We start from the raw sequence: 21851 nt of genomic DNA on the forward strand, positions 1-21851 counted from the left end.
CCTGGTCTTTACATCAATGACCGTCAGTCGTACCTTGGCACCGGAAGCGCTTCCAGAGCGTTCTCGGCGATCTTGAGGAGGCGGCATGCGCAGACGGGCAATGCTGGGCGCGGCGGCGGCCGCGGTGGCGGTGGTGGTGACCGAGGCCGGCGGCGCAGACGCCGCCGTGGCGGCGGGCCGGGAGACGACGACCCGGTATACCGGCGTGTTCCGTGAGGGTGATCCCACGACGACCGCCGCCGACGTCACCGCCGCCTACGGGATCACTCCCGCCAGCGTGATGTGGTTCGACAGCTGGGCGAGCGGCCGGCCCTTCCCGGTGCAGCAGGCCCGGGAACTCTGGCGGCGCGGCATCATGCCGCACTACACCTGGGAACCCTGGGACACCACGCTCGGGGCGAACGACCCCGCGCAGATCCACCTGGCGGACATCATCGGCGGCGCCTGGGACGACTACATCAGGGCCCGGGCCCGGGAGTTCGCCGCGGTGCGCCAGCCGATCCTGGTCCGCTGGGGTCACGAGTTCAACGGCAACTGGTACCCGTGGGGGATCGCGAACAACGGCGCGGACCCGTCGGCGTACGTGCGGGCCTACCGGCACGTCCACGACCTGGTCGAGGCGGCCGGGGCCGGCAACGTGCAGTGGGTGTGGGCGTTCAACAACGGCTCGTCACCGGCCGAGGCCTACAACGACCCGGCCGGCGCCTACCCCGGTGACGCGTACGTCGACTGGGTGGGCATCGACGGATACAACTGGGGATTCGGCCCGTCGTGGGATCCGGCCACCGACCACTGGACGAGCTTCGACGCCACGTTCGCGGCCGCCTACGCCACCGCCCGCGCGGTCGCGCCGCGCAGGCCGGTGATGCTCGGCGAGTTCGCGTCCACCGAGGACGGCGGCGACAAGGCCCGGTGGCTGCGGGAGATGGACACGACGCTGCGCTCGGGCGCGTACCCGGACCTCAAGCTGCTCACCTACTTCGACGTGATCAAGGAGGAGCCCTGGGCGCCGACGTCGTCGCCGGCCGCGCTCGCCGCGTTCACGGCCTGGGTCCACCGCCGCTACATGAGCGGGCACGGCCACGACCTGGCCCGCGTCGCCGCGCGGTACGCCCGGTCGCGGCACCCCGCAGCGAGGTAGTCCGGGCCCGCGGGGTCAGGCCGAGTCCCTGATGACCATCCGGGTCGGCAGGATGAACGGGTCCGGTTGCTCGCCGTCCAGCAGGTCGACGAGCATCCGGGCCGCCTCGCGGCCCAGCGCCTGCACCGGCTGATGCACGGTGGTGAGCTTCGGGTCGGTGTGCACCGCGACGGTCAGATCGTCGAAACCCACGACGGCCACGTCGCCGGGCACCGCGCGCCCGGCGTCGCGCAGCACCCGCAACGCCCCCGCCGCCATGTTGTCGTTGGCCGCGACCACGCCGTCGAGGTCCGGATGCACGCTCAGCAGGGCGCGCATGGCCGCGGCGCCGCCGCTCTCCAGGAAATCACCGGATTCGACAGCGTACGGACCGAGCCCGGCCAGCAGCAGCGCCTCGGTGTAACCCCGCCGCCGATCCCGGCCGACAGCCGTGTCGTCCGGTCCGGTGATCATGGCGATCCGGCGGCGGCCGTTGCGCAGCAGGTGCTCGGTCGCCAGCCGCGAGCCGCCGGCGTTGTCGACGTCGACGTAGAACGGCGGCGTCCCGTGCAGCGGCAACCCGACGAAGACCGTCGGCAGCCCGGACTGCGCGGCGATCTCGATCAGCGGGTCGTCACCGCGCATCGCCACCAGCATCACCCCGTCGGCGCTGCGGGTCTGCAGGAAGGCCCGCAGCCGGTCCCGGCCGCGCACCGGTGTCGCCAGGCTGAGCATCAGGTGCAGGTCGGTCTTCTCCAAGGCGGCCGAGGCCCCGACGATGATCTGCGCGAAGAACGGGTCCGCGAACACCTCGGGCCCCTCGCCGGAGACCACCAGCATCACCACCCCGGTCTGGCGGGTGACCAGCGTCCGGGCGGCCCGGTTGGGCGTGTACCCGAGCTCGCGGATCGCCTTCTCCACCGCGGTGCGCTTGGCCGGGCTCACGTGCGGGCCGTTGTTGACCACGCGGGAGACCACGGTGCGCGACACCTGCGCCCGGGCGGCGACCTCGTCGAGGGTGGGCGGTCGGGATGAAGCCGGCGACGGCATCCGGGGCACCCTCCGCTCGACCTGGCCTTCGGGAGATCCTAGGGAGCCGCGCGCCGCTGTGTAAAGACGCCGCGCTTCGCGCGCCACGAGCTGCCCGGGGGTGCCCGTCCTGGTGGACCGGTCACCGGGTGACCGTCACTGACAGCGTGCGGTGATGGCCGCACCCGTCATCGGGGCCGCGGGGAGTCCTCGAGGACGGCGATGAAGTCGCACTGCACGAGCGTGTCGCCGTCGAAGGTGGCGGCGAGCGCGTGCCGCGCTGGCCGGCTGTCCGGGTCCGGGAACATCGCGGTCCACTGCTCGTTGAGCGCGTCGCGATCGCGGAGGTCGCGCAGCCAGACCGTCATCTTCACGATGTCGTCCGTGCTGCCGCCGGCCGCCTCGACGATCTCACGGACGTGGCCGAACATGTTCGCGCACTGGCCGGCGAGGTCGGCCGGCATCGCCCGGGTTCGCGGGTCGCGGCCGGTGATCGCGCCCGAGAAGACGAAACGGTCGATGCGGCTGGCCGCCGGCACCGGGTTGACGTGGGCGAACCCGCCGACGTGGACGCTGCGTCGCCGCGTGGTCATGACGCGCCGGCCGCGACGACGCGGTTCTCGATCGCGCCGAGACCGTCGATCTCGGCGCGCACCACGTCGCCGGGGCGTAGCCAGGTACGGGTGGGTGCGCCGATGCCGGACGGGGTGCCGGTGGCCAGGATGTCGCCCGGCATCAGGGTCATCACGGTGGTGAGTTCGGCGATCTGCGACCAGATGTCGTGGATCATGTCGCCGGTGGTCCAGTGCTGGCGTTCCTCGCCGTTGACGGTGAGCCGCATGGTCAGGCCGTGCGGGTCGTCGATCTCGTCGTCGGTGGTCAGCCAGGGACCGATCGGGCCGTGGGTGTCGAAGGATTTGCCGAGGGTGAAGGTGGGGGATCGGGCCATCAGCCAGTCGCGGACCGACACGTCGTTGGCCACCAGGTAGCCGGCGACCACGCTCCGGGCGTTCTCCGCGGTGACGTGCCGGCAGCGGGCGCCGATCACCACGGCCAACTCGATCTCGTAGTCGAGCTGGTCGGAGACGGCCGGTTTGACGATGTCGTCGTACGGGCCGACGAGGCAGGACACCTGTTTGTTGAACCAGAGCTGGTTGACCGGGACCGGGATGCCGGCGGCCCGGGCCTCCTCGGCGTGCGCCCGGTAGTTCATCCCGATCGCCAGGTACTTCTGCGGGTTGTCGATCGGGGCTTCCAGGACGACGTCGGCGAGCCGGTGGCCCGGCCCGTCGGCGGCCTCGAGGGCGGGGCGCAGCTGGGCCAGCCGGGGGAGCAGGTCGCGCAGGGAGTCGCCGGCGGCGGGCAACTCCACCACGCGGTCCCCGACGACCTTGCCGAGGCGGGCCGGTGTGCCCGGCGTACGAAAACGGGCGATCTTCATGAGGTCTTCTCCTCCGAGGCCAGCGCGGGCCAGGCCTGCTCGCCGTAGGGCGTCATCTGGAAGCTGACGAACCGCCAGCCGTGCTCGTGGCGGTGCAGCACCTGGGTGGCGACACCGGCCAGGGTCCGTTCGCCGCCGCCGGCCGTACGCAAGCGGTTGGTGATCGGGCCGGTGATCACCGCGACGTCGCCGAACAGCCGGACGGTCAGCTCGCCGCGGGTGATCGCGAGGTAGGCGCGGCGGGTGCCGGTGTGTTCCAGCAGCTGCGCCTTGTCGTGGACGACGCCGGGGGCGTGGATGTGCACCAGCGACTCGTCGAACAGGGTGTCGAGGGTGGCGAGGTCGCCGTCGATGAGGGCCTGCTGGCGGCGTCGTTCGACGGCGTGCAGCGCGGCGACGGTCGTGTCATCCACGGGCGGTCCCGGCGTGGTGGCCAGCCGACGCGTAGTGCTGCCGGATCAGGTCCTTGCCGTAGTCGTTGCCGTTCGGGGTGCGCACCAGGGTGTGCACGTGGAAGCGGGCCGGTGCGGTGTTGGTGAGCCAGACCCCGGTGTGGTTGTCGAACTCGACGAGCACGACCGGGCTCTGCACGCGGTAGTAGAACGGTGAGACGCCGTCGGCGGGGCCGATCCAGCTGAACCAGGTCTCGTCGAGCGCGGCGTCGACCTGACGCATGCGGGCCTCGAACGGCCGCGGTGGCAGCAGGTCGAGGAAGCTCGCCACCACGTCGCGCAGCAACCCTTGCTGGGCGCCGGTCAGCGATCGGGCGCTGATCCCCTCGTACGGAATGATGCGGTTGTCCTGATAGGCGCCGCCGAGCTGGCGTTCGTCGGCGAAGTGCCACCGCCCGTCCGGCATCGCCGGGTCACGCATCTCGCGGTAGGTCCGGGCCTGGTCCTGCAGCGAGGCGGGCAGCGAGCGCATGAGCTCGATGCCGGTGAGGGCTTCGCGGCGGAACAACTCGAACTGCTCGCCGTCGCCGCGGTCGATGACGGTCGGTTCGGCGCCCAGGAACGTGGGCGAGACGACGATCTGGCCGCCGACGACCAGGCAGTTGAGGGCCAGGTGGTGGCCGTAGAGGTTCCAGCCCCACGGCTCGGTCTCGCTGGGCTCGCCGAAGAGCAGGAAGTGGTAGCTCCACTCGTTCATGATCCGGCGCAGGTCGTACAGTTCGCCGAGGAACAGGTTCGCCGAGCGGACCTGCGCGGTCTTGACGTAGCCGTCGTCGCTGAAACAGGCGCGCATCAGCGCGGTCACCGCGTCGCGGACCCGGTCGTCGGTCTCGTCGAGCCGGATGCCGTGCGCGTTCATCGGCCATTCCGGGTTGTACCAGTCGCGCCACTCGGGTGCGTCGATCGGGTAGCGGGTGCTCGCGCGTTCGCCCTCGGTCAGCGTGCCGAGCACCGCGGTCGCGGCGGCGACGGCGGCGCGCACGTCGAAACCCTCGTCGGCGAGCGCGAACCGGCCCTCGAGCAGGGTGCCGTCGGTGGTCACACCGCGGAACGGCTGCCGGTAGAGGTCCTGCCACCGGGCGATCAGGCCTTGAGCGCGCTCGGAGTCCCGGATCGGCTGCGCGTAGGTCCACGGGTCCAGCCCGCGGCCCTCGGCCAGCCGCGGCGAGTCGGGCGGGATGAGGAAGTCCTGGTAGTTCATGCGGATCGGAATCCGGTGGCCTGCCCGGCCGCCCAGCCGGGGCGTTCCTGGCCGACGAGCTTGTGGTACTTGCTGAAGATCTCGTCGGCCTCGGCGAGCGGGAGCACCGTCTCGATGTCGTCGAAGCGTTGCCCGCCGGTGCGTTCGGCGACCATCCGGCGGATCACCTCGTAGCCCTCACCGCGGTGGGCCATCACGATCCGGTTGACGGCTTCGCGACGATCATTTTCGTACGCCTGCAGCGCGGCGGCCGGGTCCTCGATCGTGGCGAGTTTCTCCGCGACCACCCGGGCGTCGACCAGGGCCTGGCAGGCGCCGTTGCCGCCGCGCGGGTACATCGCGTGTGCCGCGTCGCCGAGCAGAGTGACCCGCCCGTCGCACCACGAGTCGAGCGGTTCGTGCCGGATCAGCGGGAACAGGTAGACCTCGCGGGCGGTGCGCAGCATCTCCTGCACGTCCAGGAACGGGATCTCGCAGTCGTCGTAGTACGGCAGGATCTCCTCGACCGAGCCGCGCTGGTTCCAGTCCTCGACGGACTCCTCCCGGGTCGCCTCGACCACCCAGTTGACCAGGGTCAGTCCGGTGCCGTCGACATCGTCGCGCAGCGGGTACACGATCATGCTGGACAGCCGGGGATCGCCGATGTGCAGGATCGTGCCGCCGGTCTTGAACGGTTTCATCAGCGTGGTGCCGCGCCACATCGTGATGCCGGAGTAGGTCGGCTCGGCGCTGGCCGGGTGCATCGCGCGGCGGACGACCGACTTGATCCCGTCGGCGGCGATCAGGACGTCGGCGCGTGCCTCGGTCCTCGTACCGCCGTCCCGCTGCAGGGTGAGCGTGACACCGGCCGGGTCCTGGCGGTAGTCGACGAGCCGGGTGCCCAGCACCACCGCGTCGGGGCCCAGGCGTTCGAGGACCTTGGCGTACAGGAACATCTGGAAGTGGCCGCGGTGCACGAAGCGCTGTTCGTACCGGTAACCCATGTGCACGCCGCACAGCTCGGCGTAGATCTCCTGGCCGTAGCGGTTGAAGAACAGCGACTCCTGCGCGTCGACGGAGATCTCGCGGAACTCCTCGAGCAGGCCGAGCTCGTCGAGTTCCTTGGTGGCGTAGACCTTGACGTCGATGCCGACGCCGAGTGGCTTCAGCTCGGCGACCGACTCGTAGACGCGCGGGCGCAGGCCCTGCTGGTGCAGCCGTAACGCGGTCATGAGACCGCCGGGGCCGGCTCCGATGATGGCGATGTCGAGCATCGATGCTCCTTGGTGCTCCGGGTGGTGCTCCGGTACCGCCGGCGACTGCTCCGCAACGGGGGCGCCGGCAGCGACTGTGTCCGGGATCGTATGTGAAATCGTGCACGGCATCAACGATCAGATGTCGGCCATGTCAAATTTCGTATACGAAGACGTTGCAGGATTTCGTTGTGTGTCGCAGACGACATCGTATACGCTTCCGCCTCATCCGCTGGTTGAGCTGCGGATCGGACCACCTCACGGCCGCTGACGACCCTTCAGGGGGCGCAATGAACAGCCGCAGCAATCCCACACTTCATCCCGGCGCTCGTGTCGCCGAACCCCGTACCGCACCACCGGAGACCGTCCGCCGGTCTTACGGCCACCTCGGTTCCCGCTTCGCCGCGATCGGTTTCTGGCTGGCCCTGACGGTGCTCTACGCCGTCCTGACGCCGGACACCTTCCTGACCGCGGGCACCTTCCAGACCATCTTCGGCTCGCAGCAGGCGCTGGTCTTCCTCACCGCCGCTCTGCTGTGCACGATCATCGTCGGCGAGTTCGTCGACATGTCGGTGGCGTCCAACTTCGGCTTCGCCGCGGTGCTGGTCGCCGTCCTCAACGTCAACCACCACTGGAACGTCGGGCTCGCCACCGCGGCGGCGATCGCCGTGTCCACACTGGTGGGCCTGGTCAACGGCTGGCTCACGGTGCGCCTCGGCGTCAACACCATCGTGGTCACCCTGGGCATGGGCACGTTCCTGCTCGGCCTGGGCCTGTGGATCACCGACCTGACCCCGGTCTCCGGGCTGCCGGCCGGCTTCGCGCAGATCGCCCTGTTCACCGTCGGCGGGCTGCCGATCGGGTTCTACGAGGGCCTGGTCCTGATGCTCGCGTTCGCCTACGTCATGACGTTCACCCCGCTCGGGCGCAACATGCGCTTCGTCGGGGCCAACCGGGAAGTGAGCCGGCTCGCCGGGGTGCGGGTCAACCGGCTGCGGCTCGGCGCCTTCACCGTCGCCGGGCTGATCGCCGGGACCGGCGGCGTGATCTCGGCCGCGGCGACCGGCGGGTTCGACGCGACCGTCTCCCAGTCGTACCTGCTGCCGATCTTCGCGGCCACGTTCCTGGGCACGGCGATCCTCGAGCCGGGCCGGTTCAACCCGCTCGGCACGCTGATCGCGGTCTACTTCCTGGCCACCGGCATCCTCGGGCTGCAACTGCTCGGCGCGTCCGGCTGGGTCTCCTCCGTGTTCTACGGCGGCGTGCTGGTGATCGCCGTGACGATCTCGACGTTGCTGCACCGCAAGGTCCGCTGACGCCGTCCCGCTCCGTCCTCCCGTTGTCTCCCGACGCCAGGAAGGGTTCCCATGTCCATCCTCCGCCCCCGCCTCGCCCTCGCCGGTGCCACCGCTCTGCTGCTCGCCGCCTGTTCCAGCGGTTCCGGCGGCGACTCCGCCGGCACCGGCTCGTCCGCCGGATCGTCGCCACTGGCCGCCAAGGTCGCCGAACTGGAGCAGGCCGGCACCACCTACCCCGTACCGACTGGATCGATCTCCGGCGTCGACGCCGTCAAGGGCACGACGGTCTACTACATACCGATCACCCAGCAGGCCCCGCAGTTCGCGGTGACCCAGGCGGCGCTGACCGCCGCGTTCGGCAAGGCCGGCGTGCACCTGCAGGTCTGCAACGGCGACGCCAAGCCGACCGCCATCGCGGCCTGCCTGAGCCAGGCGACCACGGCCGGCGCCGGCGCGATCATCACCGACGCGATCCCGTACGTGCTGGCCGCCAACGCGTTCGACGCCGCGATCCAGGCCGGCATCCCGGTGCTCAACACCAACCAGATCGCCGACAGCACCCATCCGGCGGCGGCGAAGCTCGGCTACATCCACGCCGCGGGATCGGCCCAGATGGTCGCGGTCGCGGACTGGATCATCAACGACTCCGGCGGCACGGCGAACGTCGTCATCAACCAGAGCACCGACGGGCCCTCACCCGTCGCGTTCGTCGCCGCGGCCAAGGCCGAGTTCGCCGCGCAGTGCCCCGGCTGCACGGTCGCGATCAACGAGATCTCCTCGGCGAACTTCGCGCTGATCCCGTCGTCGACCAGCTCGGCGCTGCTGAAGAACCCGAACGCCACGTACGTCGTGTCCGAGTTCGATCAGTACCTGCAACCCACCCTGGGCGGGGTGCAGCAGGCCGGCAAGATCGCCTCGGTCAAGGGCCTCTCCGGCGCCGCCCAACTGTCCGGGCTCAAGATGATGGCGTCGAAGAATTTCCTGTACGCCTCGGTGGGGCAGGCCTCGGCGTACCAGGGCTGGGCCGACGCCGACGCGGTGCTGCGGATGATGACCGGTACCGCCGGTGACAAGCTGCCCGAGTACACCGTCCCGATCCGGCTGTTCACCCGCGACAACATCGGCAGCGTGGCGCTGACCGCGGAGGCGGAGGCCTCGGGCGAGTGGTTCGGCCCGAGCGACTACACCGGCACGTTCCTCGCACTCTGGGGTCTGCGGTGAGTTCCCGGCTGCGCATCGCCGGGGTGTCGGTCACGTTCGGGCGTCACCGGATCCTGCGCGACGTCGGGTTCGAGGTGGGCGCGGGGGAGATCCACGCGTTGATCGGGCAGAACGGCTCCGGCAAGTCGACACTCGTCAAGGTGCTGACCGGCCTCTACACCGCGGAGCCGGGTGCGCGGATCGAGGTCGACGGGGCCGGCCTGCGGCTGCCGGTCCGGCCGCTCGACGCCCGCCGGCACGGTGTGGCGGTCGTGCACCAGTCCCTGGGCCTGGTGCCCGAGATGAGCGTGCTGGAGAACATGCGGGTCGGCCGGCTCACGGCACGGCGGTTCACCCGGCGGATCCGGTGGGACGACGAGGCCGCGGCCGCCGCGCGGATGTTCGACCGGCTCGGCCGGCGCGTGCCGCTCGACGCGCCGGTGCACCGGCTCGGTGAGGAGGATCGAGCCACCGTCGCCATCGCCCGGGCGCTGCAGGACACCCCGGACGGCGGCGGGCTGATCATCTTCGACGAGTCCACCCGGGCCCTGAGCCGCCGGTCGCTCGAGCACTTCTACGACGTGCTGGACGGCGTGGTCGGCGCGGGCACCTCGGTCCTGTTGATCTCGCACAGCCTGGAGGAGGTCGCCGACGTCGCCGACCGGGTCTCGGTGCTGCGCGACGGCGCGCTCGTCTCGTCCGGCCGCCCCGCCGGTGCTGCCGGCTTGGCGAAGGTGATGCTCGGCCGGGTGCTCGACGAGATCAGCTCCGGCGGCGGGCACACCCGCCCGGACGGTGAACCGGCGGTGGAGCTCACCGATGTGGTCGGCGCCGGACTCGACGGTCTCGCCGTCCGGGTCTCGCCCGGCGAGATCGTCGGCCTGACCGGTCTGGCGGACTCCGGCTACGACCGGGTGCCCTACCTGCTCGCCGGCGTCGCACCCGTCACCGCCGGCCGGTTGTCGGTGGCCGGGGACCGGGTCGACCTGGACCGGCTCACCCCGGCGGCGGCGATCGGCGCGGGCATCGCGCTGGTGCCCGGCGACCGGGAGCGGGCCGGGCTGGCCATGGACCAGACCGTCGGGGAGAACGCCGCCCTGCCCCGCACCGGTGGCCGCGGCGCGGGGCTGATGCCGATCCGGCGCCGGTCCGAACTCGCCGGGCTGGTGCCGTGGCTCGACCGGCTGGATCTTCGCCCCCGCGATCCGCACGCGGTGGTGGGCACCTTGTCCGGTGGCAACCAGCAGAAGGTGGTGCTGGCCAAGTGGCTCTCGCGCGACCCGAAGCTGCTGGCGCTGCACGAGCCGACGCAGGCCGTCGACGTCGGCGCGCGAGAGATCATCGTCGCCGCGGTCAAGGACGCCGCCGCCACCGGCTGCGGGGTCCTGGTGGCCAGCGGCGACGAGAACGAGCTGTCCATGCTCTGCGACCGGATCCTCGTCTTCCGAGACGGCCGGGTCGAGCAGGAACTCCCCGGGCCGTGCCGGCCCGACGACATCGTCGCCGCGATCTTCGCCGCGACCGACCGCCGCCCACTCCGGGGCGGCCGTAGAGAAGGAGCACGCGCATGACCGTCGTCGACATCAACATCCACCACCTGCCCGAGGACCTGTTCACCAACCCGAAGATCCTCAACGGGTTCCTCGACTCGGCGCCGCGCGGCTTCGGCGAGATCGCCCGCGTCGCCACCATGGACAACGGCAAGAAGCAGCTCATCCTGGAGAAGCCCCAGGGCTACCCGAACCTCAACTACGTCGAGGGCGACTACTCCGCCGAGTCCAAGCTCGCCGCGATGGACGACGCGGGTGTCGACTACGGCATCATGCGGGTGCCGGTCTGGCAGGAGTGGCTGGACCTGGAGACCTGCAAGGCGGTCAACGACAACGCCTTCGACATCGCCAAGCGCTCCGACGGGCGGCTGTTCGCGACCGCCTGCGTCCCGCCGTGGGGCGGCAAGGAGAACATCTACGAGGTCGAGCGGTGTGTGAAGGAGTACGGCGCCGTCGGCGTGCAACTCGCCTGCCACTACGGCCAGCTCTACCTCGACGACGAGGTGTTCGAGCCGTACCTGAAGGTGCTCAACGAGCTGAACGTGCCGGTGATCGTGCACCACACGCCGCTGCCGGTCGAGTGGAAGTCGATCATCGACTACACCAACTTCCGGCGCGAGTACGGCCGGATCATGGATCAGGGCATCGCGGTGGGCCGGGAGCTGTTCAGCGGCATGTTCGAGAAGTTCCCGAACCTGCGCTTCGTCCATACCATGCTCGGTGGCAACTTCTTCGCCAACACCGCCCTGCTGACCCCGCACAAGTCGAACAAGTCCGAGGCGATGGCCCGGCTCGACCAGAGCGGCGGCGACAAGATCAAGGGCTACCTGGAGAACAACATCTTCTTCGACCTCACCCACCCGCACTCGTGGGGCAAGGACCAGATCGAGTGCGCGCTCAAGGTCAACGGGGCGGACCACTACCTGTTCGGCTCGTCGTTCCCGGTCTTCTACGGCTGGATGAGCCAGGGCGTCGAGTTCGTCCGCGACACCATCGAGATCAGCGACGCCGACCGTGAGCTGGTGCTGGCCGGCAACGCGATCCGGCTGTTCAACCTGCCGATCCCGGCCTGAGAAGGAGACGACGTGCTCGACCCGGCCGTACACCGACAGATCGCGGACGACCTCGCCCGTGCCGAGCACGAGCGCGGCGTGCTGCCGCTGCTGACCGCCCGCTACGCGGACATGACGGTCGACGACTCCTACGCGGTGCAGCGGATCTGGCACGAGAGCGGCCTGGCCGCCGGGCGCCGGCACGCCGGCCGCAAGATCGGCCTCACGTCGAAGGTGATGCAGGCCGCCACCGGGATCACCGAGCCCGACTACGGCGTGGTGTTCGCCGACCAGATCTACGAGTCCGGCGCGACCATCGACTTCGACAAATTCTCCAGCGTACGGGTGGAAGTCGAACTCGCGTTCGTCCTCGGCGAGAAGTTGAGCGGCCCGGGTGTCACGGTGTTCGACGTGCTGGACGCGACGAAGTACGTCGTACCGGCGCTGGAGATCCTGTCGTCGCGCATCGAGCTGGCCGGCCGGACCATCGTCGACACCATCAGCGACAACGCGGCGCTCGGCGGGGTGGTGCTCGGCGGTTCACCCGTCGCACCCTCGGCGGTGGACCTGCGGTGGGTGAGCGCCGTGCTCTTCCGCAACGAGACCATCGAGGAGTCGGGGGTCGCCGCCGCGGTCCTCGGCCACCCCGCGCTGGGTGTCGCCTGGCTCGCGAACAAACTCGCCCAGCACGGCGACAGTCTCGAGCGCGGCGAGATCGTGCTCGCCGGCAGCTTCACTCGGCCGATCGGGGTGGGCCGCGGCGACATCGTGCTCGGCGACTACCGCGACCTCGGGACGGTGTCATGCCGGTTCGTCTGAACCTGCCGCCGTCGTTCGCCGCGGTCCTGGCCGGCACGGATCGGGCCGCCGTCGGGATGTGGGTCTGCTCGGGCAGCGCCCTGGTCGCCGAGATCTGTGCCGGCAGCGGCCTCGACTGGCTGCTCATCGACATGGAACACGCCCCGAACGGCCTCGAGTCGGTCCTCGCGCAACTGCAGGCGGTCGCCGCGTACCCGGTCACCCCGCTGGTCCGGGTGCCGGTGAACGACCCGGTGGTGATCAAACAGGTGCTCGACCTGGGCGCGCAGAACCTGCTGGTGCCGATGGTCTCGTCGGCGGCCGAGGCGCTGGCCGCCGTCCGCGCGGTGACCTATCCGCCGCACGGGGTGCGCGGCGTCGGCAGCGCGCTGGGGCGTGCGGCGCGCTGGAACCGGGTGGACGGCTACCTCACCGGCGCCGCCGCGACGGTCTCGGTGATCGTGCAGATCGAGACGGCCGGCGCGGTCGAGCAGGCCGACGCCGTCGTGGCCAGCGGCGTGCACGGCATCCTGGTCGGCCCGAGCGACCTCGCCGCGTCCATGGACCTGATCGGGCAGCAGACGCATCCCGACGTGGTCGCCGCGGTCGAGTACTGCATCGCGGTCGGGCGCCGGGCCGGCGTACCGGTCGGGGTGAACGCGTTCGACCCGGTGACCGCGCAGCGGTACCTGGCCGCCGGGGCCTCGTTCATCCTGGTCGGGGCGGACGTCACGCTGCTCGCCCGCGGTTCCGAGGCCTTCGCGGACCACTTCATCGACGACAGGGGACGACCATGATCGAACGGCTGCGCGCGGTCGGCACCGCCGGGCTGTCCACCGCACTGCGCCGGCGTGGCTACCACGACGTGTTCCTCGACGGCGTGCGCCCGCTCGCGCCGGGCATGCGGCTCGCCGGCCCCGCCCGTACCCTCAGATTTGTTCCTTTCCGCCCGGACCTGTTCGCCGAGCGTGGCGGCGGTCTGAACCCGCAGAAGCGGGCCTTCGACACCGTCGGCGCCGGTGAGGTCCTGGTGATCGAGGCCCGCGGGCGGGCCGACGCCGGCACGCTCGGCGACATCCTCGCCCTGCGTGCCCGGTACGCCGGAGCGGCCGGCGTGGTCAGCGACGGCGGGGTCCGGGACACCGCAGCGGTCGTGGCCACCGGTCTGCCGGTGTTCGCGAGCGGGTCGCACCCGTCGGTGCTCGGCCGGCGGCACGTGCCCTGGGAGACCGACGTGGTGATCACGTGCGGCGGGGCCGCGGTGGTGCCGGGCGACATCGTGGTCGGTGACGCCGACGGGGTGCTCGTGGTGCCCGCCGCGCTCGCCGGCCAGGTGCTCGCCGACGCGGAGGGCGACGAGGCCCGGGACGCCTGGATTGCGGCCCGGGTCGCCGAGGGGGAATCGATCGACGGGCTGTTCCCGATGAACGAGGCCTGGCTGGCGCGCTACCAGGCCTCGCGGTGAGGTCAGGCACGATTCGCCGGCCGGCCCGCCGGATCGCATACGATAACCTGTGTCATTTGTGGTGAAGCTAGGGGACGGTGAAGGCGTGGCAACGCGTACCGAAGTCTGTTACGACCTGCTCAAGGGACGCATCCTGGACGGCACGTACGGCCCGGGGCACCGGCTCGTCATCGACCAGCTCGGGCGCGAGACCAACATCAGCACCATCCCGTGGCGCGAGTCGATGCGCCGCCTCGAAGCCGAGGGCTGGATCGAGATCATCCCGAACGTCGGCGCCCGCGTCGCCACCTTCGACGCGGGGGAGTGGACCCGGACCATGCGACTGCTCGCCCGGCTCGAAGGGCTCGCCACCGCCCTGGCCGCCGAGGAACTCACGGCGCAGGACCTGGCCGACGCCCGGCGGATCAACGGTGAGATGTCCGAGGCCCTGGCCGATTTTGATCCGCTGCGGTTCTCCCAGCTCAACCGCCAGTTCCACACCATGATCTTCCATCGGGCGCCGGACAAGCACCTCGTCGCGCTGCTCGACAACGAATGGGCCCGGCTCGACTTCATCCGCCGCTCCGCCTTCACCCACGCGCCCGGGCGCGCGGTCCAATCGGTCGCCGAGCACGCCGCGCTGCTGGACCTGCTCGAGGCCCGTGCCGACGCGGACACCATCGAGACCGCCGCGCGCCGGCACAAACTGAACACCCTCGACGCGGTCACCCGGCACGCGGTGGCCCTCGGCAACGCGCTCGCCTGAGGCTGATGATGGTGAATACTCCGCAGGACATGACCTACCGGGCGCCGGGCGCCATCCGTGACATGCTGTTCACGACGTGGTCGCTGCTCAACGGCTTCACCGCCGACCAGCGCGCCCGGGCCCACTTCGCGTTCGACGACCCGCGGCGCGTCGACTGGGACTTCATCCCGAAACCCGACCGCACCGGCGTCGCGCTCGCCGAACTCGACAGGCACCAGAAGACCCTCGCGCACACCCTGCTGCGCTCCGCGCTGAGCCTGCGCGGTTACAGCCAGGCGCTGGCGATCATGGCGACCGAGAACATCCTGCGCGAACTCGAAGTCGTGCAGCGCGGATTCGGTGCCTACGCCGCCGACTTCCGCGACCCCGAGGCGTACCTGTTCAGCTGGTTCGGCCGGCCGGGCTTCGAGGACACCTGGGGCTGGCGGATCATCGGCCACCACCTCGGGTTCTCCTGCACGGTCGTCGGCCAGGAGCAGCTGACCGTGACGCCGTTCGCGATGGGTGCGCAGCCGTTCCCGGCCGGGGTGCTCAACCCGCTCGGCGAGAGCCAGAGCCGGGGGTTCGCGCTGCTGCACCGGCTGAGCCCGCAGCAGCGCGAGGCCGCGCACATCCACCCGGTGGCGCCGGCCGACTTCACCACCCGCCAGGTCCCGTACGTGGGGGAGGTCGAACTGCCCGACCACGTGGACCTGGGGATCGAGTCGTACGCGATCACCGACGACGACCGCTGGGCCCTGCGCTTCGAGCGGGACGCACCGAGCGGGCTCAACGGCGCGCAGCTGAGCGCGGACGAGCTCGGACTCGCCCGCGAACTCCTGCTGCACTTCGTGGAGACCGGCCCCGACGAACTCGCCGCGCAGTACCGCGCGGTCGTCGAAGCGGAGCCGGCCGAGCTGCTCACCTTCGCGTGGGCCGGCGGGCTACGTCCGGACACCGCGTACTACTTCCGGGTCTCGACGCGGAGCCTGCTCGTCGAGTCGGACAACGCGGTCGCGGCCGGGCAGCACATCCACGCCGTCTGGCGCGACCTCGACAACGACCTGGGCCACGATCTGCTGCTCGACCACTACGCGAGCAACGACCACCGCCGGGGCAGCGCCCACCTGCACCGGCGCATCACGTCCAGCACCGAATCCGACGCCGACTTCATCGCGGCCCGGCGGCTGCGGTAGCCACCGGGCCGGCTGCCCGGCAGCTCAGCGATGCGACCGGAGCCACGCCCGGATGTCGGTGACGACCTGGTGGTCGGGGTTGCCGAACTCCGGGGTGAACTTCGGCGTGACGTTCATGGTGTGTGCCATGCCCGGGTAGATGACGATCCGGTGGTCGGGGTTGCCGGCCGCGGCGACGGCGGCGTCGGCGGCCAGGGCCGCCCGGGCCGGGGTCTGCAGGTCGTTCTCACCGTTGAGCAGCAGCGTCGGGCCGGCGAACCGGGGCAGGGCCGCGGTCACCGTGGGGAAGCGGGCGATGTCGGCGACGTAGTCCTGCAGCGTCTCCAGGCCCGGGACGTCCGGGTACGCGTCGATGCCGGTGGCGGCGCGCAGGACCCGCCCGGCCTCGGCGTCGATCGCGATCTGCCCGTCGTGGTCGGTGTCGGAGCTCGCCAGGACCTTGTCACCGTCGAGCAGGACCGAGCGGAACTGGTCGGCGGCCGCCTTCGGCTGGCCGATCAGCCCGTCGATCGCCTCGGCGGCCGTCAACCGGCCGTCGGCGTCCACGTCGAACTCGTCGTGCAGCTGCAGCAGGAGCCGGCCGTAGATCTGCAGGGTCAGCAGCTTCTTGATGTCCTGGCCGACGACACCCATCGCGATCACCCCGGCCGGAGTGGGGATGCCGAACGCCTTCGGGTCGGCGGCCAGGTTGGCGGCGACGTTCGTACCCTCGCTGTGGCCCAGCAGGACGATCCGGGACGGATCCAGCTTCGGTGACGCGGCAGCGAACCGGATCACCGACGCCGCGTCACGCTGGATCTGCGCGTACGGGTGCTTCGGGTTCAGCTGCGCGGGGTCGGTGCTCTCCACCGGCCCGATCCCGGTCACGCCGCGCTTGTTGAACCGCAGCGCCGCGTACCCTTCCCGGGCGGCGGCCTGCGCGAGCGGCACGAACGTCGCGCCCTTGCCCTCCGGCAGGGTCTGGTCCATGTCGTTGTGGCCGCTGCCGTGCAGCATGACGACCACCGGGAGCCGGCCCTTGGCCCGGCTCGGGTAGGTCAGCTCGGCCTGGGTGACCCAGCCCGTGCCGAGGTCGATGCGGACCTGCTCGCGGGTGATGCCCGTCCAGCCCGTCTGCATGGTCAGGGCGGTGGTCGGTGTGCTCGCCGCATGGGCGATGCCCACACCGCCGGCCAGCACGGTGACGGCGGTCAGGGCGACGGTCAGACTCCGATACTTCGTTGCCGTTGTCATGAGAACGACGCTATGGATCACGGACATCGGCATCGATCCCGCTGGCCACCCGATCCGGGTACAGCAGGCTGTACCCGGTGGGGGCAAGTTCGTTGGCGGCCACTCCGCGGCGCGCACCCGCTCCAGCGGCCGGTCCAGCCAGGTTTGGTGTCGCCGTCGGCCTGCTCGGGTGCGGTCAGCTTCGCAGGTAGGTCAGCACAGCGAGAACCCGGCGGTGGCCGTCGGCGTCGGGAAGCTCGAGTTTGGTGAAGATGTTGCCGATGTGTTTGGCCACCGCGGCGTCGCTGATGCCGAGCGCACGGGCGATGGACGGGTTGTTGTGGCCCTCGGCCATCTGCTCGAGCACCTCCCGTTCCCGCGTGGTCAACCGGTCGAGCGGGTTCGTCGTGCGCCGCCGGTTCAGCAGCTGCCGCACCACGTCGGGGTCGATGACGGTCTCACCGGCCGCGACCCGAGACACCGCGTCGGAGAAGTCGGCGATCTCGCCGACGCGGTCCTTGAGCAGGTAGCCGACTCCGGCCTGCCCGGACGGGCCGAGCAGTTCAGCGGCGTACGCGGTGGCCGCGTACTGCGACAGCACGAGAACCGCCGCGCCCGGGTCGCCGGCACGCAGTGCCACCGCGGCACGCAGCCCCTCGTCGGTGAAGCTGGGCGGCATGCGGACATCGGTGATGACCAGGTCGGGTCGGTGCGCACGGGCGGCCGCCGTCATCGCGTCGCCGTCGCCGACCGCTGCCACCACGGTGTGGCCCAGCCCTTCGAGCAAGCTGACCAGGCCGGCCCGCATGAGCGCGGCGTCTTCGGCGAGCACGATTCTCAGCGACACGGCAGGTCGATCCGCACGGTGGTGGGTCCTCCTTGTGGACTGGTGATCTCCAGGGTGCCGGCCACGACGGCCACGCGGTCGGCCAGCCCCCGCAGGCCCGAGCCCCGTGACGGTTCGGCGCCACCCGTGCCGTCATCGACGATGGCCAGCGTCAGTCGCTGCTCAACGCGTCCGCCGCTGATCCGGATGCGCGTGGCGGCAGCGTGTCGCACCGCGTTGGTCAGGGCCTCGGAAACCACGAAGTAGGCGGTGGACTCGATCTCGGGCGGCAGCCGGCCGGGCAGGTCGAGATCGACCTCGACCGGAATCGGACACCGTTCGGCGAGTTCGCGTATCGCCTCGGTCAGCCCGAGGTCGGTGAGGATCTGGGGATGGATGCCGCGGATCTGGTCGCGCAGGGTGATCAGTGCCAGCCGGGCCTGGTCGTGGGCCTCGCCGACGAGGTGCCTGGCGCGTGCGTCCGCGCTGGTCATCTGCCGCTCGGCCAGACCCAGCTTCATCGTCAGGAGTACCAGGTGTTGCTGTGCGCCATCGTGCAGATCTCGCTCGATCCGGCGGCGTTCGGCCTCGAAGGCGTTGACCAACCGGCTGCGGGACAGGGCCAGCTCCTCGACCTGACGGCTCGTCTCGATGCCGGTGGGCGCGAGCAACCACCTGGCGAAGGCGGCCTGGGCGCCGCCGAGCACGCTGATGCCGTACAGGGTGACGACCGTCGCTGGCACCCCGGCCACCGCGGCGACGGCGCAGGCCTGCCCGACGGTCTCGACCGTCCAGGTGCCCAGCGTGATGTGGATGTTCGCGCCCAACCCGAGCGACAGCGGCAGCGTCAGCAGCAGCAGGCAGACGAGTAGGACGATCACTGCGGCGAGGTCGAGGAGCGCCAGCACCGACAGCAGGCATGCGCCGTAGCCGAGTTCGCGCCAGGTCGCCGCCGCGGTCACCCGCTGGCGCACCCATGCCCAGCCGCCCGGGGGCGCGGGCGGGTGCGGGTCGGGGATCGCCACCGGATCCATCAAGGCGAGCCGGTGGCGCTCCAGCGCCCCGATCGGTGGGCCGGCGAGCAGCAGCAGCGGCGGGAACAGCAGCAGCGGCAGAACGGCCAGCCAGCCGATCGCGATCACCGGCAGGCTACTGACGACGTAGGCCAGGCTGCGCCAGGGCCATCGCGACCGAACGAAGCGGACGGGGTGGCCCGCCATCGCCTGCCACACGCTCGCCGCCACGGTCAGCCTGCTCCGAGGGCGTCGAGCAGCGCGGTGGCGGGTTGCAGCGCCGAGACGACACTGGCCGCTGTCATGAGGAGCAGCAGACATGCGGTCAGGATCATGATCACACCGAGTGTACGGCGCATGACTCCGACGCGGGTGGCGCCCGGGCCGCCGGTCGTCCGCCGCTTCCAGAACTGGGCGCCGGCCAGGCCGAGCGCCACCAGCAGCGTGGCGGACACCGCTGCCAGGACCCAGTGGTATCGCGCGACCTCGCTAAGCAGCACCGCCAGCGCGCCGGAACCGGCCTGCGGATCGGCTGAGGTCGTCAGCCTTTCGCGGATCTCACTCACCACCTGCGCGAGCCGGCCGTCGGCGGTGGTGCCGGACAGCAGCGGCAGCAGGGCGACCAACGGTACGGCCGTCGCCTGGATGTTCGCCATCAGCACTCCCACGGCGAGAACCGTCACCACCGTCGCGGCCGTGGCGGCCGTCGCGGACCCCCGGGCTCGCAGGTATCGGTGCCACAGCGCGGTGGCGAGCAGGGCGAGGACGATGACCGACGACGCGCTGATCGCCACCTTGATCGCATGCCAGGCGAACCAGTAGTCGACGAGCGTCGTCAGGCCGGCGGGCAACTCCGAGGTTCCGCTTCGCCAGTACTCGACGAGGGCACGTCCCACGGCGCCCTGCAGTTTCGCCTCGCTGTCGTAAGCCCCGAAGGCCGGCCGTAGCAGTGCGGCGGGAGCGAGCACGAATGTCGCCACCAACGCTGCGCCGGCGGCCAGCAGCCATCCGATCGCGGACCTCGAATGCAGTCGCCCAGTTCTGCGGTCGGAACCCGGTGTCGGTGCGGCGGCACCCGTCGTCGTGATCGCTCGAAATCGCATAGGACGACGCTAAAGTTCGGCCTCGCCGAGCGCGATGGCGCCTGTAATAGCACCGCCGGGTGGGGCTGCACTACCCCTGAGGTATACCTAGGTCTACCTCAGGGCGAGTAGCCGAGGGCGTCTCGCCTACCTCAAATTTGCGCTGGCGTGTGAACCTGGCCATGCGACCGGCGCGGCTGGCCTGATCGTCTCCGGCCCGGCCTGCGCGAGGGAGCAGGATGCCGGTTCGGCAGTCAATATGACCGTGGTCTTCGCATCGACGCTGGCCAGGTGGAACCTGTGCGAGATCAGCTGAGCGGCGGCACTCTCGGTGCCGGCTACGGACGACGAGAAACTCAAATTCGGCATGACGTTTCCTTGCCTCAAGTGTGGTTGTGGTTGCTTTTCTATCGGTCGAGAAAGTTGTCCGGTGGAGCATTTCGTGCTTTCCGCACGGACTCACGTCTCTGTGGATAACGGAGCCGCGCATTCTTGGATGACTATGGTCGGGGGCGGCTCGGCAGAATGGTGCGTACACGTTCTGTCAGGTCCGGCATGTGAATGGGTTTGTCCAGGAATCCGACGACTCCCAGGTGCTGCGCCAGGCAGAGGTCTATCTTCGCGACCTGATCGGTCAGGATGATGATCGGAGCGGCACAGACGGCGTGACTGCCACGCATACGTGCACAGACGGACAAGCAGTTGAGATCATCGAGGTCCTGGTCGAGCAAAATGAGGTCGGGGCGCTTGGCGCCGGCCGCATCCACCGCGCCGGCGGCGTTGGCGGCCTGCTCGGTGTCGAAGTCGAACGTGTGCAGGACGAAAGTGACCAAGTCCCGCGTCCAGTTGTCGCGCGCGGCCACCAGAATGCTGTTCTTCCGTATGCTGCCTGCCGGTTTTCCGCGCTCGTGGGCCAGGAGCGGATCGTCGGCTAAACATTCACTGCTCATGACTGCATCCCCGTTCGTCAATCGCGTTCTGGCGGAAGTGAAGAATCGGACAGGCGTGACCGGATGTCTGATGGTCAAGGATTTCTCCTCACGGCGGGTCCAGCCAAGTACATGTGCGCCCCGTCAAGTGGGGTGTCACCACCGGCTACGGCGTCGAATGTCCAGCGTTCAGCGACCTGCGAGGCGGCTGCGTCAGTGCGATCACCGCCTGGATCCGCGCAGTGGGTGCGCGTTGCCGTCATCTTCGGCGGAATATTTCTGCGCTGAAGCTTTCGGCGCTGATGTTGTCGGCAGCGGGTGGCGACGTTCTTCACAGGCAGCCGGGCGAGGGGGTGGTGCGCAGTGACCGTGTTCAGCCTCGCGGACCGAGTTGCTGCATTCCATCAGCGAGCAGCCGGGACAGCAGGCCATGCAGGGTGCAGCGGTCGTCTTCGTCGAAGATTTCGTAAAGTTCGGCGACGGATCGCTCGAGGTCCGCTCGGGCGTTGTCGACCAGCTCGACACCGGTGTCGGTGATGGCCACGAAGCTGGTGCGCCGGTTGTCCTTCGGCCGCCAGCGTCGCACCAGCCGGCGCTTCGCGAGTTGTTCGGTGGCGATCGTGGCCGACGAGGCGGCCAGCCCGCTGCGCCGGGCATGCTCGCCGATGGTCGCCAGGTCCCCATCGCGCGTGCGATACAACTCGGTCAGCAGCCACCAGGCGTTGCGGGTGATGCCGTAGCGGTCGATCACCTGAGTGAAGGGTCCGTCCAGCACTCGGCCGGCTTGGACGATGACCCTGCCCAGGACGGCGGCAGTGACCTCGATATCCGACATACGGCCATTATCGGGCGAAGGGCGGCGTCTGGTGGTGTTGAAGCCGAAGATTTCGCCGCTGAACAGTGTCCGGAAGGGCCCCTGCTCGGGTCGGCAGCGCGTCCGCGCCAGGACTGCCCGGTGCATCGGTTTGCTGTCCGGGCAGGATCACCTGCTGGCGTCGCCGACCCCGTATCGCCCGCACGCCGACGACGTC

22 protein-coding genes are annotated in these 21851 nt (G+C 70.3%); 10 read left to right on the forward strand and 12 right to left on the reverse strand.

Features of this window, described 5'->3' with window-relative positions; all coding sequences use genetic code 11:
• The first annotated feature begins 85 nt into the window (after positions 1-85).
• Positions 86-1141 carry a glycoside hydrolase family 26 protein gene (locus tag Apa02nite_RS27875; RefSeq protein ID WP_203827623.1) on the forward strand — a complete coding sequence of 352 codons (1056 nt, stop codon included), beginning with the start codon at positions 86-88 and terminating at the stop codon, positions 1139-1141.
• A 15-nt stretch (positions 1142-1156) separates the two neighbouring features.
• On the opposite strand, the gene Apa02nite_RS27880 is transcribed toward Apa02nite_RS27875, so the two are convergent.
• The 6 genes from Apa02nite_RS27880 to Apa02nite_RS27905 all read right to left on the reverse strand — a co-directional run bounded on the left by Apa02nite_RS27880 (position 1157) and on the right by Apa02nite_RS27905 (position 6496).
• A complete protein-coding gene (locus tag Apa02nite_RS27880; RefSeq protein ID WP_203827624.1) occupies positions 1157-2170 on the reverse strand; it encodes a LacI family DNA-binding transcriptional regulator in 1014 nt (337 codons plus the stop codon).
• A 167-nt stretch (positions 2171-2337) separates the two neighbouring features.
• The gene (locus Apa02nite_RS27885) at positions 2338-2742 is read right to left on the reverse strand and encodes a RidA family protein (RefSeq protein ID WP_203827625.1); all 405 of its coding nucleotides are present in this window, start codon (positions 2740-2742) and stop codon (positions 2338-2340) included.
• Positions 2739-3590, reverse strand: a complete 852-nt coding sequence (locus tag Apa02nite_RS27890; RefSeq protein ID WP_203827626.1) for a fumarylacetoacetate hydrolase family protein — start codon at positions 3588-3590, stop codon at positions 2739-2741. Before Apa02nite_RS27890 ends, Apa02nite_RS27885 begins: the two co-directional genes overlap by 4 nt.
• Positions 3587-4003 carry a nuclear transport factor 2 family protein gene (locus tag Apa02nite_RS27895; RefSeq protein ID WP_203827627.1) on the reverse strand — a complete coding sequence of 139 codons (417 nt, stop codon included), beginning with the start codon at positions 4001-4003 and terminating at the stop codon, positions 3587-3589. The genes Apa02nite_RS27890 and Apa02nite_RS27895 overlap by 4 nt, the downstream gene beginning before the upstream one ends.
• Positions 3996-5243, reverse strand: a complete 1248-nt coding sequence (locus tag Apa02nite_RS27900) for a DUF3500 domain-containing protein (protein ID WP_203827628.1) — start codon at positions 5241-5243, stop codon at positions 3996-3998. The genes Apa02nite_RS27895 and Apa02nite_RS27900 overlap by 8 nt, the downstream gene beginning before the upstream one ends.
• The gene (locus tag Apa02nite_RS27905) at positions 5240-6496 is read right to left on the reverse strand and encodes an FAD-dependent monooxygenase (protein ID WP_203827629.1); all 1257 of its coding nucleotides are present in this window, start codon (positions 6494-6496) and stop codon (positions 5240-5242) included. Before Apa02nite_RS27905 ends, Apa02nite_RS27900 begins: the two co-directional genes overlap by 4 nt.
• A gap of 269 nt (positions 6497-6765) precedes the next feature.
• On the opposite strand from Apa02nite_RS27905, the gene Apa02nite_RS27910 reads away from it, so the two are divergent.
• The 9 genes from Apa02nite_RS27910 to Apa02nite_RS27950 all read left to right on the forward strand — a co-directional run bounded on the left by Apa02nite_RS27910 (position 6766) and on the right by Apa02nite_RS27950 (position 15758).
• Complete coding sequence (locus Apa02nite_RS27910; RefSeq protein WP_203827630.1) at positions 6766-7791, forward strand: ABC transporter permease; 1026 nt, start codon at positions 6766-6768, stop codon at positions 7789-7791.
• A 51-nt stretch (positions 7792-7842) separates the two neighbouring features.
• Entirely contained in the window at positions 7843-8994 is a 1152-nt protein-coding gene (locus tag Apa02nite_RS27915) for a sugar ABC transporter substrate-binding protein (protein WP_203827631.1), read from the forward strand.
• Entirely contained in the window at positions 8991-10544 is a 1554-nt protein-coding gene (locus tag Apa02nite_RS27920; protein WP_203827632.1) for an ATP-binding cassette domain-containing protein, read from the forward strand. The genes Apa02nite_RS27915 and Apa02nite_RS27920 overlap by 4 nt, the downstream gene beginning before the upstream one ends.
• The gene (locus Apa02nite_RS27925; RefSeq protein ID WP_203827633.1) at positions 10541-11596 is read left to right on the forward strand and encodes an amidohydrolase family protein; all 1056 of its coding nucleotides are present in this window, start codon (positions 10541-10543) and stop codon (positions 11594-11596) included. The genes Apa02nite_RS27920 and Apa02nite_RS27925 overlap by 4 nt, the downstream gene beginning before the upstream one ends.
• 12 nt (positions 11597-11608) lie before the next feature.
• Positions 11609-12394 (forward strand): fumarylacetoacetate hydrolase family protein, encoded by a 786-nt coding sequence (locus Apa02nite_RS27930; protein WP_203827634.1) that lies wholly within the window; start codon positions 11609-11611, stop codon positions 12392-12394.
• A complete protein-coding gene (locus Apa02nite_RS27935; protein ID WP_203827635.1) occupies positions 12379-13170 on the forward strand; it encodes an HpcH/HpaI aldolase family protein in 792 nt (263 codons plus the stop codon). Before Apa02nite_RS27930 ends, Apa02nite_RS27935 begins: the two co-directional genes overlap by 16 nt.
• The gene (locus tag Apa02nite_RS27940; RefSeq protein WP_203827636.1) at positions 13167-13838 is read left to right on the forward strand and encodes an RraA family protein; all 672 of its coding nucleotides are present in this window, start codon (positions 13167-13169) and stop codon (positions 13836-13838) included. Before Apa02nite_RS27935 ends, Apa02nite_RS27940 begins: the two co-directional genes overlap by 4 nt.
• An 85-nt stretch (positions 13839-13923) precedes the next feature.
• Positions 13924-14583 carry a GntR family transcriptional regulator gene (locus Apa02nite_RS27945; protein WP_203827637.1) on the forward strand — a complete coding sequence of 220 codons (660 nt, stop codon included), beginning with the start codon at positions 13924-13926 and terminating at the stop codon, positions 14581-14583.
• Between the two features lie 5 nt (positions 14584-14588).
• Complete coding sequence (locus tag Apa02nite_RS27950; RefSeq protein WP_203827638.1) at positions 14589-15758, forward strand: DUF3500 domain-containing protein; 1170 nt, start codon at positions 14589-14591, stop codon at positions 15756-15758.
• Between the two features lie 24 nt (positions 15759-15782).
• Here the strand turns inward: Apa02nite_RS27950 and Apa02nite_RS27955 are convergent, their stop codons facing one another.
• The 6 genes from Apa02nite_RS27955 to Apa02nite_RS27980 form a co-directional block, all read right to left on the reverse strand.
• The gene (locus Apa02nite_RS27955) at positions 15783-16991 is read right to left on the reverse strand and encodes an alpha/beta hydrolase (RefSeq protein WP_203827639.1); all 1209 of its coding nucleotides are present in this window, start codon (positions 16989-16991) and stop codon (positions 15783-15785) included.
• 175 nt (positions 16992-17166) lie between these two features.
• Entirely contained in the window at positions 17167-17811 is a 645-nt protein-coding gene (locus Apa02nite_RS27960; protein ID WP_203827705.1) for a response regulator transcription factor, read from the reverse strand.
• Positions 17808-19040, reverse strand: a complete 1233-nt coding sequence (locus tag Apa02nite_RS27965; protein ID WP_203827640.1) for a sensor histidine kinase — start codon at positions 19038-19040, stop codon at positions 17808-17810. The genes Apa02nite_RS27960 and Apa02nite_RS27965 overlap by 4 nt, the downstream gene beginning before the upstream one ends.
• 2 nt (positions 19041-19042) lie before the next feature.
• Positions 19043-19789: a hypothetical protein gene (locus Apa02nite_RS27970; RefSeq protein ID WP_239164621.1), complete on the reverse strand. Its 747-nt coding sequence runs from the start codon at positions 19787-19789 to the stop codon at positions 19043-19045.
• A gap of 602 nt (positions 19790-20391) precedes the next feature.
• On the reverse strand, positions 20392-20841 hold the full coding sequence (locus tag Apa02nite_RS27975) for a response regulator (protein ID WP_203827641.1): 450 nt from the start codon (positions 20839-20841) through the stop codon (positions 20392-20394).
• Positions 20842-21193: 352 nt separating this feature from the next.
• The gene (locus tag Apa02nite_RS27980; RefSeq protein WP_203827642.1) at positions 21194-21655 is read right to left on the reverse strand and encodes a MarR family winged helix-turn-helix transcriptional regulator; all 462 of its coding nucleotides are present in this window, start codon (positions 21653-21655) and stop codon (positions 21194-21196) included.
• Positions 21656-21851 lie beyond the last annotated feature (196 nt).

The organism is Actinoplanes palleronii, from assembly GCF_016862315.1.
Lineage (GTDB): Bacteria > Actinomycetota > Actinomycetes > Mycobacteriales > Micromonosporaceae > Actinoplanes > Actinoplanes palleronii.